Annotated in this window: 16 protein-coding genes; 14 read left to right on the top strand and 2 right to left on the bottom strand. The window is 62.7% G+C overall.

The window, feature by feature from the left end; translation table 11 throughout:
• The first annotated feature begins 2 nt into the window (after positions 1-2).
• The 8 genes from tmk (at position 3) to KSAC_RS04095 (ending at position 9,677) form a co-directional block, all read left to right on the top strand.
• Entirely contained in the window at positions 3-659 is a 657-nt protein-coding gene (tmk, locus tag KSAC_RS04130) for a dTMP kinase (RefSeq protein WP_132304333.1), read from the top strand.
• Positions 652-1,614 carry a DNA polymerase III subunit delta' gene (locus KSAC_RS04125; RefSeq protein ID WP_102323459.1) on the top strand — a complete coding sequence of 321 codons (963 nt, stop codon included), beginning with the start codon at positions 652-654 and terminating at the stop codon, positions 1,612-1,614. Before tmk ends, KSAC_RS04125 begins: the two co-directional genes overlap by 8 nt.
• On the top strand, positions 1,611-3,149 hold the full coding sequence (gene metG / locus KSAC_RS04120; RefSeq protein WP_132304331.1) for a methionine--tRNA ligase: 1,539 nt from the start codon (positions 1,611-1,613) through the stop codon (positions 3,147-3,149). The genes KSAC_RS04125 and metG overlap by 4 nt, the downstream gene beginning before the upstream one ends.
• Positions 3,146-3,943 (top strand): TatD family hydrolase, encoded by a 798-nt coding sequence (locus KSAC_RS04115; protein WP_102323461.1) that lies wholly within the window; start codon positions 3,146-3,148, stop codon positions 3,941-3,943. The genes metG and KSAC_RS04115 overlap by 4 nt, the downstream gene beginning before the upstream one ends.
• Positions 3,944-3,947: 4 nt before the next feature.
• Complete coding sequence (locus KSAC_RS04110) at positions 3,948-4,733, top strand: MBL fold metallo-hydrolase (RefSeq protein WP_102323462.1); 786 nt, start codon at positions 3,948-3,950, stop codon at positions 4,731-4,733.
• A 153-nt stretch (positions 4,734-4,886) separates the two neighbouring features.
• The gene (guaB, locus tag KSAC_RS04105) at positions 4,887-6,389 is read left to right on the top strand and encodes an IMP dehydrogenase (protein ID WP_132304329.1); all 1,503 of its coding nucleotides are present in this window, start codon (positions 4,887-4,889) and stop codon (positions 6,387-6,389) included.
• 39 nt (positions 6,390-6,428) lie between these two features.
• On the top strand, positions 6,429-7,724 hold the full coding sequence (locus tag KSAC_RS04100; RefSeq protein ID WP_132304327.1) for an RsmB/NOP family class I SAM-dependent RNA methyltransferase: 1,296 nt from the start codon (positions 6,429-6,431) through the stop codon (positions 7,722-7,724).
• A 93-nt stretch (positions 7,725-7,817) separates the two neighbouring features.
• Positions 7,818-9,677: a cation:proton antiporter gene (locus tag KSAC_RS04095; protein WP_132306106.1), complete on the top strand. Its 1,860-nt coding sequence runs from the start codon at positions 7,818-7,820 to the stop codon at positions 9,675-9,677.
• Here KSAC_RS04095 and KSAC_RS04090 read toward each other — a convergent pair.
• On the bottom strand, positions 9,664-10,119 hold the full coding sequence (locus KSAC_RS04090) for a L,D-transpeptidase family protein (RefSeq protein ID WP_118963112.1): 456 nt from the start codon (positions 10,117-10,119) through the stop codon (positions 9,664-9,666). The two genes, KSAC_RS04095 and KSAC_RS04090, sit on opposite strands and share 14 nt — an antisense overlap.
• Before the next feature lie 208 nt (positions 10,120-10,327).
• Between KSAC_RS04090 and KSAC_RS04085 the strand changes: the two genes are divergently transcribed.
• Entirely contained in the window at positions 10,328-11,047 is a 720-nt protein-coding gene (locus tag KSAC_RS04085; protein WP_102323466.1) for a response regulator transcription factor, read from the top strand.
• Between the two features lie 141 nt (positions 11,048-11,188).
• Here KSAC_RS04085 and KSAC_RS04080 read toward each other — a convergent pair whose 3' ends face one another.
• Positions 11,189-11,983: an exodeoxyribonuclease III gene (locus tag KSAC_RS04080; RefSeq protein ID WP_165927282.1), complete on the bottom strand. Its 795-nt coding sequence runs from the start codon at positions 11,981-11,983 to the stop codon at positions 11,189-11,191.
• 380 nt (positions 11,984-12,363) lie between these two features.
• Between KSAC_RS04080 and uvrC the strand changes: the two genes are divergently transcribed.
• The 5 genes from uvrC to KSAC_RS04055 all read left to right on the top strand — a co-directional run bounded on the left by uvrC (position 12,364) and on the right by KSAC_RS04055 (position 16,305).
• Positions 12,364-14,250: an excinuclease ABC subunit UvrC gene (uvrC, locus tag KSAC_RS04075; RefSeq protein ID WP_118963114.1), complete on the top strand. Its 1,887-nt coding sequence runs from the start codon at positions 12,364-12,366 to the stop codon at positions 14,248-14,250.
• A 92-nt stretch (positions 14,251-14,342) separates the two neighbouring features.
• Positions 14,343-14,942, top strand: coding sequence for a CDP-diacylglycerol--glycerol-3-phosphate 3-phosphatidyltransferase (gene pgsA, locus KSAC_RS04070; RefSeq protein WP_102323469.1), 600 nt, complete (start codon positions 14,343-14,345; stop codon positions 14,940-14,942).
• Positions 14,943-15,032: 90 nt separating this feature from the next.
• Positions 15,033-15,527: a hypothetical protein gene (locus KSAC_RS04065; protein WP_243705301.1), complete on the top strand. Its 495-nt coding sequence runs from the start codon at positions 15,033-15,035 to the stop codon at positions 15,525-15,527.
• A gap of 51 nt (positions 15,528-15,578) precedes the next feature.
• Positions 15,579-15,833 carry a molybdopterin converting factor subunit 1 gene (moaD, locus tag KSAC_RS04060; protein ID WP_102323471.1) on the top strand — a complete coding sequence of 85 codons (255 nt, stop codon included), beginning with the start codon at positions 15,579-15,581 and terminating at the stop codon, positions 15,831-15,833.
• 7 nt (positions 15,834-15,840) lie between these two features.
• The gene (locus KSAC_RS04055; RefSeq protein WP_102323472.1) at positions 15,841-16,305 is read left to right on the top strand and encodes a molybdenum cofactor biosynthesis protein MoaE; all 465 of its coding nucleotides are present in this window, start codon (positions 15,841-15,843) and stop codon (positions 16,303-16,305) included.
• The last annotated feature ends 6 nt before the right edge of the window (positions 16,306-16,311 follow it).

The following is a 16,311-nucleotide window of genomic DNA, read 5'->3' as shown; positions in this document are numbered from 1 at the left end:
GCATGTCCGGCCTGTTCATTACATTTGAAGGAGGGGAAGGCGCGGGCAAGTCCACACAGGCGGGCCTTCTGGCCGGTTTCCTGCGCGCGGCGGGGCATGAGGTGGAGCTTACGCGCGAACCCGGCGGCACGCCGGGGGCGGAGGCGCTGCGTGATTTCCTGCTGTTCGGTGGTCATGACCTGTGCGCCCGGGCGGAGGTGCTGGCCCATTTCGCCGCCCGGGCCGATCATGTCGAGCGGCGCATCCTGCCTGCCCTGCAACAGGGGCGGATCGTCATCTGTGACCGTTTTACCGATTCAACCGAAGCCTATCAGGGCTATGGGCTGAGCCATGCCGATCCTGCCATGCTGGACATGATCGCCCGTCTGCGCGCGCTCATTCCGGTCGTGCCGGATCTGACCTTCGTGCTGCAGGTGCCTGCCGCCATCGCCCATGCCCGCATGGCGCAGCGTGGCAGCGACCGCACGGATCGGTATGAAGCGCTGGATACCGCTTTTCACGCCCGCGTGGCGCAGGGGTTTGATGCCGTGGCCAGCCGTGACGGCACGCGCTGCCGCCGCATTGATGCAAGTAGTGCGGTGGACGGGGTGCAGGCAGCGCTTCGCGCGGAACTGGAGCCTTTCCTTGCAGGTATGGCGGGCAGGGCTGGCAATGGATGATCCCCGTGCCTGCCGTCGCCTGATCGGGCATGACGCGGCATGGCAGGAGTTTCTTGCGGTCATAAGGTCGGGCCGGTTGCACCACGCATGGTTGCTGACAGGGCCCGAGGGGATCGGCAAGACCACCATGGCCTTCATGATGGCCCGTGTGCTGCTGGGCGCGGAAGATCATGACAGCGCCGTGGGCCGCCGGGTCACGGCTGGCACGCATGCCGATCTGCTGGTGGTGGCCCGCGGGATGGACGATCGACGGCACCGCCAGCGGCGCGAGATCGTGGGCGATGACGTGCGTCCCATTTCAGCCTTCCTGCGCCGCACCGCAGCCGAGGGCGGCTGGCGCGTGGTGATCGTGGATGGTGCGGAATACATGAACCGCACGGCGGCCAACGCCATCCTCAAGATCCTTGAGGAACCGCCCGAACGCGCCATCCTGATCCTGACCTGCTCCGTGCCGGGGCGTCTGCTGCCCACGATACGCAGCCGGTGCCGGGTGCTGGGCCTGTCCCCGCTGGATGACGCAGCCATGCGCACCGTGTTCGCCGGGCGCACGGGTGGTCCCGATGCGGGCAGTCTGGCCACTATCCTGCCGCAGGCCCGTGGCGCGCCGGGCAGGGCGCTGGCGCTGCTTGATGGTGAGGGGGATGTGCTGGCCGGCCTTGTCGCGCGCGTCATGGAAGGTGAAGGGGGCGAGGCGGCAGGCTATGATATTGCCGAACAGGTCACAAAACGGGAAAATGGCTTTTCCGTCTTTTTCGATCTGCTGTGTAATGCCATATCTGAAAAGACGCGCGCGCTGGCCTGCAATCCCGGCCCCGCGCGCATGAGTGACCTTCGCCCGGCCCGCCTGGCCCTGCTATGGCAGGAAATGGTACGGCTGCGTGCGGAAACCGAACAATTCAATCTGGATAAACAGCAGGCGGTCCTAACGGCGCTTGCGCGGGTGAGTGAAACATGACACGGCGCTACTACGTCACAACACCAATCTATTACGTGAACGGGGCGCCACATATCGGCCACGCCTACACATCCGTTGCAGCCGACGTGATCGCGCGTTTCAAGCGGCTGGCGGGTTTTGATGTCTTTTTCCTGACAGGCACGGATGAACACGGGCAGAAGGTGGAACAGGCCGCGCAGACGGCGGGCATGGAACCGATTGCGTTTGCCGACCGCGTGGCGGCCGATTTCCGCGATATGTACGATACGATGGCCATCTCCTACGATGATTTCATCCGTACGACCGAACCCCGCCATGCCGAAGGGGCATCCGCCCTGTGGAAGCGGCTGGAAGAAAACGGCCATATCTACCTTGATGCGTATGAAGGCTGGTACGCGCTGCGTGACGAATGTTTCTACGGCGAAGACGAACTGGTCGATGGTCCCGATGGCAGGAAGGTGGCCCCCACCGGCGCTGCCGTGGAATGGGTGCGCGAGCCGTCCTACTTCTTCCGCCTGTCGGCCTTTGGCGACAGATTGCTGGAACTGTATGAAAACCGTCCCGGCTTCATCGAACCGCAGAGCCGCCGTAACGAGGTCGCAAGCTTCGTGCGTCAGGGCCTGCGTGACCTGTCCATAAGCCGTACCAGCTTCAACTGGGGCATTCCCGTTCCGGGTGACCCGAAGCATGTGATGTATGTGTGGGTGGATGCGCTGGCCAACTACCTGTCCGCCCTTGGCTTCCCGGATGAAAAAGGGCCGCGATGGGATTTCTGGCCCGCCAACCTGCATCTGGTGGGCAAGGACATCCTGCGCTTCCATGCCATCTACTGGCCCGCGCTGCTGATGGGGGCGGGGCTTGAACTGCCTGAGCGTGTGTTCTCTCATGGCTGGTGGACCATCGAAGGCCAGAAGATGAGCAAGTCGCTGGGCAACGTGGTGGACCCGCGTGACCTTGTTAACACCTTCGGCCTTGACCCGATCCGCTTCTTCCTGATGCGGGAGATGCCCTTTGGCGGGGACAGTGATCTCAGCCGCCGGGCCATCATCTCGCGCATGAATGTGGAACTGGCGAACGATCTGGGGAACCTTGCACAGCGCACGCTGTCGCAGATCGCGCGCAACTGTGAAGGGGTGCTGCCCCCGCAGGGCGCCCACACGGCGGAAGACACCGCCCTGCTGGCCCCGGCAAGCCTGCTGCCGCAGATCATGCATGAACAGATTGACCGTCAGGCCCTGACCGATGCGCTGGAGGAGGTGTGGAAGGTCATCCGCGCCTGTAACGCCTATATCGACCATCAGGCCCCGTGGAAGCTGAAGAAGACAGATGCCGCGCGCATGGCGGACGTGCTGCGCGTGCTGGCTGATGCGCTGCGGATCATCGCCACCGTGCTTCAGCCCTATATGCCCGGCAGCATGGACCGGATGCTGACCCAGCTTGGCGTGGAAGCCGGGGAACGTGATTTCGCGGCCCTTGATACGCCGCTGCCCGGTGGCCGGGTGCTGCCCGCGCCGCAGGGTATTTTCCCCCGCTTTGTCGAACCGGAGGCCACATGACCCGTACGGGACTGACTGACTCCCACTGTCATCTCGACCATTTTTCTGACGGGGAACTGCCCGAAATCCTGGCCCGCACGCAACAGGCCGGGGTGGATGGCATGGTCACCATCGGCACGCGTCTGTCGCGCGCGCAGCAGCAGAAGAAACTGGCTACGCTGGATCAGCCCGACCTGCGGGTGTGGTGCACCATCGGTACCCATCCCGACCATGTGACGGAAGAAGACCTGCCCGACGCCGCCACCATCGCCGCCATGGCGGATGATCCCTGCGTGGTGGGAATCGGGGAAAGCGGGCTGGACTATTTCCACGGTCAGGCCGATGTCCGCCCGCTGCAGCACGAAAGCTTCCGCGTCCATATCGACGCCGCGCGCAGGACCGGCCTGCCGCTGGTGATCCATACGCGTGAGGCTGATGAGGACACGCTGGCGATCCTGCGCGATGAGACGACGCGCAACGGTGCTTTCCCGTTCCTGATCCACTGCTTTTCGTCGGGGCCGGAACTGGCGCGCGGGGCGCTGGAACTGGGGGGATATATCAGCTTTTCGGGTATTGCGACGTTCAGTCGTGCGCAGTCCGTGCGCGACGTGGCGAAAGACGTGCCAGCCGACCGGCTGCTGGTGGAAACCGATTCGCCATACCTTGCTCCCGTGCCCCGGCGTGGCAAGCGTAACGAGCCGGGTTATGTCGCCTATACCGCCCGCGTTCTGGCGGAACTGCGCGGGATGGAAGATGCGGCGTTTGCCGAAATGACCACGGCCAATTTCAGCCGCCTGTTCACTCAGGCGGTCTGACGGGATGGAAATGATCATCCTCGGCTGCGGTGGGTCGGCTGGCGTTCCCATGCTCGGCGGTCCGGACGGGGCAGGGGACTGGGGCGAATGCGATCCGGCGGAGCCGCGTAATCGCCGCACCCGGTCTTCCGTCATCATCAGTGACGGGCCGGGACGCACATTGCTGGTCGATACGGGGCCGGACCTGCGGGACCAGTTTCTGGCGCAGCGTGTCAGCGTGGTGGATGCGGTTCTGTATACCCATGCCCATGCCGACCATGTGGGCGGGCTGGATGAACTGCGGGCGATCAACCGTATTATCGAGGGACCACTGCCCGTCTACGGAACGGCGGAGACGCTGGATGAAATCGCCATCCGGTTCGACTATGCCTTTCGCCCGTGGACACCGCCGCGCATTTTCCGTCCCATACTGGACGCGCATCCGCTTACGCTGCCCTGCCGTCATGTGATGGCGGGGATGTCCATACACCTGTTCAGCCAGCGGCATGGCCGGACCGAGACGATCGGCCTGCGGGTGGGGCCGATGGCGTACTGCACCGATGTGGTCGAACTGAGCGACGCGGCCCTTGATACACTGCGCGGGGTCGATACGTGGGTGGTGGACTGTTTCCAGCGTGACGATCACCTTTCCCACGGGTGGCTGGATCAGGTGCTGTACTGGCGCGGGATCATACAGCCCCGCCGCACGGTGCTGACCCATATGGGGCCGGACATGGACTGGGGCTGGATGCAGGAAAACCTGCCTGCAGGGGTCGAGGCCGCCTATGACGGGATGCGGCTGTACGCCTGATCCCGCACCGTGTACGGGCCACGGGGGGCAGAAAACGTACGGACCATGCGTGTAATGCTTGCCAGCAGCGGTTTCGCACCCTATGAGGGTGCGCCAACGGTCGGTGACCCGAGGCGCGGGGAAGCCGCCATCTGCTGACGAGGCCCCTGCATCATGTCTTCCATTCAGAAAAACACATCTGCTCCCCGGCTTGAGGATCGCATCCGCGAGGCCCTGGCGTTTGATGATGTGCTGGTCGTTCCCGACGAATCGAGTGTCCTGCCTTCGCAGACATCGACCAGGACCCGGCTGACCCGCAAGATCACCCTGAACATTCCGCTCATTTCCTCGGCCATGGATACCGTGACCGAAGACAGCATGGCCATTGCCATGGCCCAGAACGGGGGCCTGGGTGTCATCCACAAAAACCTGACCGTTGAACAGCAGGCCGAACAGGTCCGTCGCGTCAAGCGCTTCGAATCCGGCATGGTGGTCAATCCTGTCACGGTGTACCCGGACCAGACGCTGGCGGAAGTCAACGCCATCATGTCCCGCCACGGCATAAGCGGTCTGCCGGTGGTCGAGCGTGAGACCAACCGTCTGGTCGGCATCCTGACCAACCGCGATGTCCGCTTCGCCACCGATCCGGCGCAGCGCGTGTATGAACTCATGACGCGCGAAAACCTTGTGACCGTGCGCAACAATGCCGACCGCGATCAGGCCCGCCAGCTTCTGCACCGCCACCGGATCGAAAAACTGCTGGTCATTGATGATGAAGACCGCTGCATCGGTCTCATCACCGTCAAGGATATGGACCGTGCGGTGCAGTATCCGCAGGCCAACAAGGACAGCCTTGGCCGTCTGCTCTGCGCAGCCGCGACGGGTGTGGGTGATGACGGGGTGGTCCGCGCACGTGAACTGATCGGGGCAGGCGTGGACGTGGTGGTGATCGACACCGCCCACGGCCATTCCGCTGGCGTGCTGAAAACCATCGAGCGTATCCGCGCGATCGAGAATGACATCCAGATCATCGCCGGTAACGTCGCAACGCCGGAAGCCGCGCGGGCGCTGATCGGCGCTGGTGCCGATTGCGTAAAGGTCGGTATCGGGCCGGGGTCGATCTGCACCACGCGCGTGGTCGCTGGCGTGGGCGTACCGCAGTTTTCCGCTGTTATGGAAACCTCTGCGGCCTGTCATGAACTCGATGTGCCTGCCATTGCCGATGGTGGCGTGCGTACCTCGGGCGATATCGTCAAGGCGATCGGCGCGGGTGCTGACGTGGTCATGATCGGCTCGCTGCTGGCGGGGACGGAAGAAGCCCCGGGCGAGGTGTTCCTGTATCAGGGACGGACCTATAAATCCTATCGTGGCATGGGCAGCCTTGGCGCCATGTCCCGTGGTTCGGCTGACCGCTATTTCCAGCAGGACATCAAGGACACGCACAAGATGGTCCCCGAAGGGATCGAAGGCCGCGTTGCGTACAAGGGCGCGATGGGTGCCGTGATCCATCAACTGGTGGGTGGCCTGCGCGCAGGTATGGGCTATACCGGGTCCGCTACGGTGGCCGACCTGCAGAAACGCGCGCGCTTCCGCCGGATTACCGGCGCGGGCCTGCGTGAAAGTCACGTGCATGACGTGTCCATCACGCGTGAAGCCCCGAACTACCGGCAGGACTGACCCTGCCGGTTTCATGACAGTATAACGGTTCCATAATCCATGACACCCAGCGCACGGCTTTCCGCCGCCATTGATCTTCTTACCGCAATGGAGGCGACGCCGCTGCGACCGGCGGACGCTCTGGCCAATGCCTTCTTCCGTGAACGGCGCTATATCGGCGGGGGCGACCGCCGGGCCATATCGGCGCGGGTGTGGGGCATCCTGCGGCACTGGCGCAGGCTGCACTGGTGGATTGAAAACGCTGACATGCAGCCGACGCCCCGTCTGCTGGCGCTGGCGATGATGGCGCTGGGGCCACAGGGGCGTGAAAACCCCGATGATCTTTTTACGGGTGAACGCTATGCCCCGCTGGGCCTGACCGGACCGGAGCGGCGGCTGTATGACCGGCTGCGGGGGCAGGACCTGCTCCATCCGGACATGCCGCGCGCCGTCAGGCTGGAAGTGCCCGACTGGCTGCTGCCCCGGCTGGAACGCACGTTCGGCGATGCGCTGGAAGCCGAACTGGCGGCCATGGAAGGTGAAGCGACACTCGACCTGCGTGTAAACCTGCTCAAGTCCGACCGTCCCACGGCGCGCGCGGCACTGGGGACGGAGGGTATTCATGCCGTGGAGACCACGCTTTCCCCCTGGGGGTTGCGGGTAACGGGGCGCCTGCCGGTTACATCCAGCGCTGCTTTCCGCAGTGGCCTGATCGAAATACAGGACGAAGGCAGCCAGCTTGTCGTCGCGGCCGTTGGTGCGCGACCGGGCATGCGGGTGCTGGATTATTGCGCGGGTGCTGCGGGCAAGACGCTGGGCATGGCCATGACCATGGAAAATCGCGGTCATATCGTGGCCTGCGACGTATCCGAACCCCGGCTGGAAGGGGCGGTGCGCCGCCTGCGCCGTGCGGGCGTGCATAATGCCGAACGTCACCTGCTGGTAGCGGGCGACCGCTGGGCGCGTCGGCGTAGCGGCAGTTTCGACCGTGTTCTGGTCGATGCGCCATGCACGGGCACGGGTACGTGGCGCCGTAACCCTGATGCCCGCCTGCGCCTGCGTGAACAGGACCTGCTGGAACTGATCGCCAAACAGGCCGAAATCATTGACCGTGCCGCAGCACTGGTCCGTCCCGGCGGACGCATGGTCTATGCGACGTGTTCCGTGCTGCGCGAAGAAAATACGGACCAGATCACGGCCTTTCTGGCGCGTAATCCCGACTTCGCACTGGTTCCCCCTGATTCGGAACATGATGACCTGCCGCCCGGACTGAGTACGGATGGTCAGGTCAGCCTTACCCCCCGCCAGCATCATACGGATGGCTTTTTTGCTGCCATGATGCAGCGTAAATCCTGATATACACGAACCATTACGCCCGGTCGTATTTACGCGCATGAACTGGATGCCGGCCAGGCGGCAGGGGTGTTTGCAACAAAGTGGGATACGGGCATGCAGGCCACAAACCTTGCCATAGGAATTCTGTGCGTTCTGGGCGGCGGGATCGCCGCGCAGTGGGTGGCGTGGCGCTTTCAGCTACCTGCCATCGTGCTGCTGTTCGCCCTCGGGCTGTTTTACGGGCCGGGGGTGGGGATGCTGCATCCGGCGGCGACCATTGGCCCCTATTTCCATCCCCTGGTTTCCATGGCCGTGGCCTTCATCGTGTTCGAGGGAGGACTCGCCCTGAACCTGCGCCAGTGGCGTGAATCGGGGGAAGGGGTGCTGCGGCTGACTGCGGCGGCCCTGCCGGTCAACTGGGTACTTGCATCCATTGCCGCGCATTATGTCGGGCACCTGAACTGGGGCACGGCATGGCTGTTTGGCGCGATCGTGGTCGTGACCGGGCCGACCGTGGTGCTGCCGCTGCTGCGGCATACCAAGCTGCAACCCCGGGTGGCGGCCTTCCTGCGGTGGGAAGCCATCGTCAATGACCCGATTGCGGCCATCCTTGCGACGCTGGTTCTGGAATACCTGCTGATCCGGCCTTCGCATATGGGGGGCATTTCGCTGGAAGCGGTCGAGATCGGGCCGCAACTACTGTTCGCCACCATGGTTGCGATCGGATGTGGTGTCTTTGCCGCCCTGCTGATCAAATTCCTCTCCTCACGCGATCTGCTGCCCGAGATCCTGCGTATCCCGATGATCCTGGCCTTCGCCGTGGGGGTTGCGGCGGTGTGCAATCTGGTCATGCAGGGGGCAGGGCTTATGGCGGCGACCGTGTTCGGCATGGCGCTGGCCAACCTGCAGGTCTCGGGCATGTCGGAACTGCAGCGCATCAAGGAATCCCTCGGCGTGATCGTGGTTTCATGCCTGTTTGTCCTGCTGACGGCCGATTTGCAGCGTACCCTGCTGAACCAGCTTTCCCTGCCGATCATGGCGCTGACACTTACGGTCATGTTCGTGGTGCGCCCGCTGGGTATTTTCCTGTCCACCATCGGGGCCAGCATGTCATGGCAGGAGCGGCTGTTCGTGGGCTGGATCGCGCCGCGCGGGATCGTGGCCGCCGCCGTGGCGGGGGTGGTCGGGTTGCAGTTGCAGGAAGCGGGTTATCCGGGGGCGGACCTGATTACGCCCGCCGTGTTCGCCCTGATCGCGTCGACCATGATCCTGCATGGCTTCTCGCTGCGTCCACTGGCGCGCGCGCTGCGGCTTACGCTGTCTGATGAACCGGCGCTGGCCATCATGGGGGCCAATGCGTGGTCCACCAACCTTGCCCGCGTGGTGCACGAGGTGGGAGTGCCGGTGCTGCTGGTCGATACCTATGCCCCGGCACTGGACAAGGCCGCGCGGTTTGGCGTGCCGGTGCTCAAGGCGGAACTGTTATCGGTCGAAGGACAGGAGAGCCTTGAGGAGCGGCCTGCGGATTACCTGATCGCGGCGACGCCGGATGCCATCTATAACGGTCTTGTCTGCGCGCGCATGGCGCCTGATCTGGGGCGGCAGCGTGTGTTTCAGGTCAGTCCGGGACTGGCGCGCCTGGACCTGTATCATGGCCTGAGCCGGGATTCGCGCGGGAAGGTGCTGGGGGAACCGGGCTGGAATTTCTCCCTGATCGATTCCCTTTATGCGAAAGGCTGGCGTTTTAGCAGCCACGTCATCGAAGAATCCGATAACGAGGATGAAAACCCGTTACCCTCTGATCCGGTCATGCTGTTCATGATTATTCGCAAGGGAACCGCGATCTGGGTCTTTTCGGCCGAGGACGTAACCCCGATCGAGCCTGCGGCGGGTGACATCATCATTACCTACGTGCCGCCAGAAGAGGCCGTAGCGCCGGATGCGCCACAGATGGCGGCGCCTATACCGGCCTGACCTCGATTTCCCCCAGTCCCGCCGCCAGCAGGTGACGCAGCACGGGTTCGGGCAGGGCGATGCAGCCTTCCGTCGGTCTGCCACCGGCGGGCGGCAGGTGCATGAATATGGCCGACCCCGCGCCACGGCGTACAGGCGCGTCGTTATAACCAAGTACCACGATGATGTCGTAAACGTGATCGTCCCGCCAGAGCCGCTCATGGCGGGCGGAATGGGGCAGCGTGATATGGCGGTTATAGTCGGGATGGGTGGGGTCATCGCACCATCCATCAAACGCGGAGAGGGGTTCAACCGGCAGATGACAGACTGGTGATGACACGCGGTCCGCGCGGTAGAAAACCCGCCGCAGCGGCAGAATACCGGCAGGCGTTGCGTGATCTCCCTCAGTTTTGTGGTTTTTTATGCCCCCCGCGCCGATGATGGCGGGAACAATTTCGCGCATGCAATGCAGTTGTGCATCCAGCCCTGTATTCGTTTGCAAAATTGCGCGTATCATGGATTCCTCTGGATTGGGTCGTATTTATGTTTATCTCCGGCCCTGATCTGACTGCGTACGGCATCATGACCGGGGGTTGTGGGGCCGGGCATGAACAGGCAAGACAAAGACCGGACCGATAACGGGCCGGGACTAAAGTGATAAAGAGGGTTCGATGGCAGGAGCACGTCCCATACTGATAGCGGACGACGATCAGACTTTACGTCAAATGCTCGTTGAACAGCTACAGGTTGATGGTGAATTTGAAGCGATCGAGGCTGGCTCCGTCGCCGAAGCCTGGGAGAAACTGCAGACGCCGGGCGCCCGGTTCGATGCAATTATTCTGGATGTTTCCCTTCCCGACGGGGATGGCCGCGATTTCTGCGCCGAGCTGCGCCGCAAGGGCAAGCGCATTCCCATCATCATCCTGACCGGTTCCGATGATGAAACGGATGTCGTGCGCGGGCTTGACGCCGGGGCGAATGACTATGTCGCCAAGCCGTTCCGTATCGCGGAACTTCTGGCCCGTCTGCGCGCGCAGATGCGTATTTTTGAAAACAGCGAGGACGCGGTTTTCGCTATCGGGCCTTATATCTTCCGCCCGTCCGCCAAGCTTCTGCAGGAAACGGCGAAGAACCGCCGCATCCGCCTGACGGAGAAGGAAGCGGCCATCCTGAAGTTCCTGTACCGCGCCGGCACGCGTCCCGTGCCCCGTCAGGTACTGCTGAACGAGGTATGGGGTTACAACGCAGCGGTCACCACCCACACGCTGGAAACCCATATCTACCGCCTGCGCCAGAAGATCGAGCCGGACCCCACCAACGCCACGCTGCTGGTGACGGAAGGGGGCGGTTACCGTCTGGACCCCGAAGGTGGCAAGACGGTCCTCGCCTGAGGACGCTCGCCCCTGGATTTACAGGCTGATTATGACGGGCCACCTGTTATGGGTGGCCCGGTCGCATTTCAGGGGGAAGCCATCCACATCGGGCGTTAACCGGTGGCCTGTTTCTTCCCGCCCTGTGTCGAAAAAACGCTGCTAGACGGCAAGATCGACAATGACCGGCACATGGTCGGATGGCTTGTCCCAGTCACGGGCGGGGCGAAGCACTTCCATGCCACGCAGCGCGTCCTTCAGGTCCGGCGTGACCCATACATGGTCCAGGCGGCGCCCACGGTTCGATGCGCTCCAGTCCCGGTTGCGATACGACCACCACGTATAAAGCTTCTCGCTGGCCGGGACGAAGTGACGCATGGCGTCAACAAAACCGGTATCCTGCCATTTCAGCAGTCCCTCAGCCTCCACGGGCGTATGGCTGACGATCTTGAGCAGTTGTTTGTGGCTCCACACATCATGTTCCAGCGGGGCGATGTTCAGATCCCCCACCAGAACCGTGCGCCGCATCGCGCGGGCGGAAAACCAGTGCCGCGCTTCTTCGATAAAGGCGAGTTTGTGCGCGAATTTCGGATTTTCCACCGGATCGGGAATATCGCCGCCCGCGGGGACGTAGAAGTCATGCACATCAATGGCGTCCGCGCCCGCGCCATGGCGCACGGCGATATGGCGGCAGTCGCCGCGCTGGCACCAGTCGGGTGTATCCTCCAGCACGGTTACGGGCTGGCGTGACAGGATGGCGACCCCGTTATACCCCTTCATGCCCCGGAAAACGACATGATCGAATCCCAGCGCCCGGACCTGTTCCATGGGGAACAGATTGTCCGGTACCTTGGTTTCCTGCAGGCACACCATATCGGGTGCCGTATCCCGGCAGAGCTGTTCCAGCAGGGGCATCCGCAGGCGAAGGGAATTGATATTCCAGGTGATGATACGCATATCGGGTGCATTGCCGATCCGGCGCGGGCTGACAAGAATATTTTTGCCACCATCGGGAAGCGGGCAGGACAAAAACAGGAACGAATTGCAAAAGGCGGCTGATATTTCGTGTGAAAAGGAAAACAACCCTCTTGAACACAGGGATGCCACAATTTGTCCACTTGTGGGGTTGACAGGGTTAAATTTGGCTAATGTTGCGAAGGAATTTTGTTCCGGTCTATGGGTTTCCAAATATATTTATTTAAAACCAATGGGTTAGCATTAGTGATGTTTTTTTGGGCAATCCAAGTTCAGGAAAGGAAAACCGCCATCCGCACGTTTTTTTCTGCTTCTGCTCCACAGACTTATCCACATCATCGGTGGATGAACGGCTACCATCCATGACAACAGCCATTTCAGCCCCCTCCACCCGTCCCAAAGGGGTGGAAGCGATTCACCATGCCCTGCAGACCATGCCGCAATCGCCCGGCGTGTACCGCATGCTGGGGCCGAAAGGCGATGTGCTGTATGTGGGCAAGGCGCTGAACCTGAAAAAACGGGTGACGTCGTATACCCATGTCAGCCGCCTGACCGAACGGTTGCGCCGCATGGTGTCCGAAACGGGCAGCATGGAAATCGTCACGACCCATACCGAGGCCGAAGCCCTGTTGCTGGAGGCCAATTACATCAAGCGCATGCAGCCGCGTTACAATATCCTGCTGCGTGACGACAAAAGCTATCCATGGATCATGCTGACCGACCGGCACGATTTCCCCCAGATCAGCAAACATCGGGGCAAGCCGGTCAAGGGGGCGTCGTACTGGGGGCCATTTGCGTCCGCATGGTCGGTCAACCAGACGCTCAACCTGCTTCAGCGGACTTTCCTGCTGCGTTCATGTTCCGACAGTGAAATGCAGGGCCGCACCCGTCCGTGCCTGCTGCACCAGATCCACCGCTGTTCCGCGCCCTGCACCGACCGCATAAGCCGTGAGGAATATGCCGAACTGGCGCGCGAGGCCCGTAACTTTCTTGCCGGAAAAAGCACCCACCTGCGCGAGGAACTGGGCCGGGAGATGGAACAGGCCGCCGAGGCGCTGGAGTTCGAGCGCGCCGCCGCCATCCGTGACCGGATACGCGGCCTGTCCGCGCTGCAGCAGGATTCCAGCGTGATCAATCCCTCTACCGTGAGCGATGCGGACATCATCGCCATCTGGCAGATTGCAGGACAGTCCTGCATTCAGGTGTTCTTCATCCGCGGCGGGCGCAACAACGGCAATCGCGCGTTTTTTCCCAGCCATGCGCGCGATGAAAGCGCGCCCGACGTGCTGGCCGCCTTCATCGGGCAGTTTTACGATGACAAGCCGCCCCCCGCGCAGGTGCTGGTCAATCAGGACCTGCCGGAATGCGATGTGCTGACATCCGCCCTCAGCATACGGCGCGGGCGCAAGGTGGAAATCACCCATCCGCAGCGCGGGGAAAAGCGCGGCGTGATCGAACATGCCGAAATCAACGCGCGCGAAGCGCTGGAACGCAGGCTGGCCGAAAGTGCCGGGCAGGCCCGGCTGCTTCAGGGGGTTGCCGACCTGTTCGGGCTGGATGCCCCGCCCAGGCGGATCGAGACCTACGATAACAGCCACATTCAGGGCGCGAATGCCTATGGCGTGATGGTGGTTGGCGGGCCGGAAGGGTTCGACAAACGTGCCTACCGCAAGTTTTCCATCAAGGGACCGGTCACGCCGGGCGATGACTTCGGCATGATGCGCGAAGTGCTGGAACGCCGGTTTCGCCGCGCCCTGCGCGACCGGGAAGAAGGCAACCGCCCCGAAGACTGGCCCGACATCCTGCTGATCGATGGCGGTGCGGGGCAGTATTCAGCCGTGCGGGCGGTTCTGGATGAACTGGGGGTGACGGGCGTGACGCTGGTGGCCATTGCCAAGGGGCCGGATCGTGACGCGGGGCGGGAGTGGTTCCATATGGCTGACCGTCCACCCTTCCAGCTCCCGCTGCGCGACCCGGTCCTGTACTACCTTCAGCGCCTGCGTGATGAAGCCCATCGGTTTGCCATCACCACCCACCGCGCGGGGCGGTCCAGGACGCTGGTGCGCTCGGAACTGGATGATATTCCCGGCGTTGGTCCGGCACGCAAGCGTGCGCTGCTCAATCACTTCGGCTCGGCGCGCAGTGTGCGGCAGGCGGGGCTGGGGGAACTGGAAAATGCGCCTGGCATCAACCGTGACATGGCGCGCGCCATATACGGATATTTCCATCCGGACTGGACAGGGGACTGAGCGCCTGTCATGCAGGTGTGAGCGCAGAACCTGCCTGACAGGCGTTATCGGTATTTCGATTTTTCCTCATCCTTGGCTATAGCAGTATCAGCATGCTTACCGACCTGCCCAATCTCCTGACCCTGTCCCGCATTGTCGTGGTTCCCATTGTTGTGGGACTGGTCGTCATCCATACCCCGCAGACCGATTGCGCGGCCTGCGTGCTGTTCATCCTTGCGGGGATCACGGATTATCTGGACGGAAAGCTGGCGCGGGCGTGGAACCAGAATTCCGATCTGGGCCGGATGCTCGACCCCATTGCGGACAAGCTGCTGGTCGGTGCCTCGCTCATGGTCATGGCTGGGCTGGGGCGGCTGCCCTATGGCTGCCTGTATCCGGCCATCATCATCCTTTCACGCGAAATTCTGGTCAGCGGCCTGCGTGAATATCTGGCAGCGACCCGTGTGGGGCTGCCGGTAACGCGGCTGGCAAAATGGAAAACCGGATTCCAGATGACGGCCATCGGCTTCCTGCTGGCCGGGGACAGCACGGCGGCCCTGCTGCATATCGGCTGGCTGCCGGTTGATGCGCTGGGGGCGGTAATGATGTGGATCGCGGCGGCGCTGACCCTCATCACCGGGTGGGATTACCTGTCCACCGGGCTGCGCCACGTCAACGGAACCGGTACGGGCGCGACCAAATTATCTTCCTGACCTACATGAAAAATTAACGCGTATCGTTGTTGTTCTTTCCTGCGGGCCGATGCGCCCGCCTGTTGCCAGACAGGTCAAGGGGGAAGAACGGTGCGCCATGTCTTGATGCTGCCAGTGCTGGTCGGTCTGGCGGGATGCGGTGGATTCGGCAAAATCCTGTCCGACAATACGGAACTGCCCGGCTCGCTTCCCAATACTCCGCGTGCCGATGTGGAAAACATGCGGCGCGTGGCGGGCGAAGCGCCACAGGTGCTGCCGATCCTGCCGCAGGAAACCAATATATGGCCGGTCGTGCCCCGGGGGCAGTCGATGCTGGCGGATACGGACGATACATCCGGCACAACGGTCGGCGCGCGCATGGCGGTGCGAGAGCAGGACCTGCCCGCGGGTGGGGAGATGCAGATCGGCAACGATGGCGTGCTGCTTGCCATGCCGGGGCAGGGGGCGCGCGTTTCTGCATTGTCTTCGGGGGCATCGCCGACGCATAAGGGCGTGTCGGATACGGCCATCATCGTGCCCAACGGCGATGGCACCAATACCGTGGTCGCATCAGACGGCACGGTGCAGGAACAGCAGACCCCCTGACAGCGAGTGGCTGTCAGTTTTCGGCCTGGCGTTAAGGGAGATAAGACCGGAATGCTGCGCATTCTCTATTTTGCATGGCTGCGGGACCGGCTCGGTCGTTCAGGTGAAACGCTGGACCTGCCACAGGGCGCGCGTTCCGTGCAGGATCTGGTTGACCAGTTGCGTGCCCGTGGTGGTGAATATGGCGAAATCTTTGCCCGGCCCGAACTGATCCGCGTTGCCGTCAACCAGAGTTTCGCCGCCATTTCGGCCCCCATCGCCGCCAATGACGAAATTGCCTTCTTCCCCCCGGTCACGGGGGGCTGATCCGGTCATGCCGCGCATCACGATCCGGGTTCAGGCCGAAGTCTTCGATTCCGGCCATGAAACCACCCTGCTGCTGGACGGGCAGGAGAGTGTGGGCGGGGTTGCCGCATTCACCGGCATCGTCCGTGGCGGTGACGGGCTGTGTGCGCTGGAACTTGAACATTATCCCGGCATGACCGAGTCCATGATGCAGCGCATCGCCGAATCGGCATGTGCGCGATTCGGGCTGGTTGGCTGCACGGTCATCCATCGCGTAGGGCGGCTGGAGGTGGGCATGCCCATCGTGCTGGTATTATGTGCCGCCGCGCATCGCAGTGCCGCCTTCGATGCGACCGAATTCATGATGGACTGGCTCAAGACCAGCGCACCCTTCTGGAAACGCGAGGAATTCGGAAATGGTCGCAGCGCGTGGGTCGAACCCCGGGCGCAGGATGACGCGGCGACGGCGCGCTGGGGCACCCTGGAATCCTGATGGCGT

The organism is Komagataeibacter saccharivorans (assembly GCF_004348195.1).
GTDB lineage: Bacteria > Pseudomonadota > Alphaproteobacteria > Acetobacterales > Acetobacteraceae > Komagataeibacter > Komagataeibacter saccharivorans.
The sequence above is the reverse complement of the archived record's forward strand: the minus strand, read 5'-3'. Positions and strand labels throughout refer to the sequence as shown.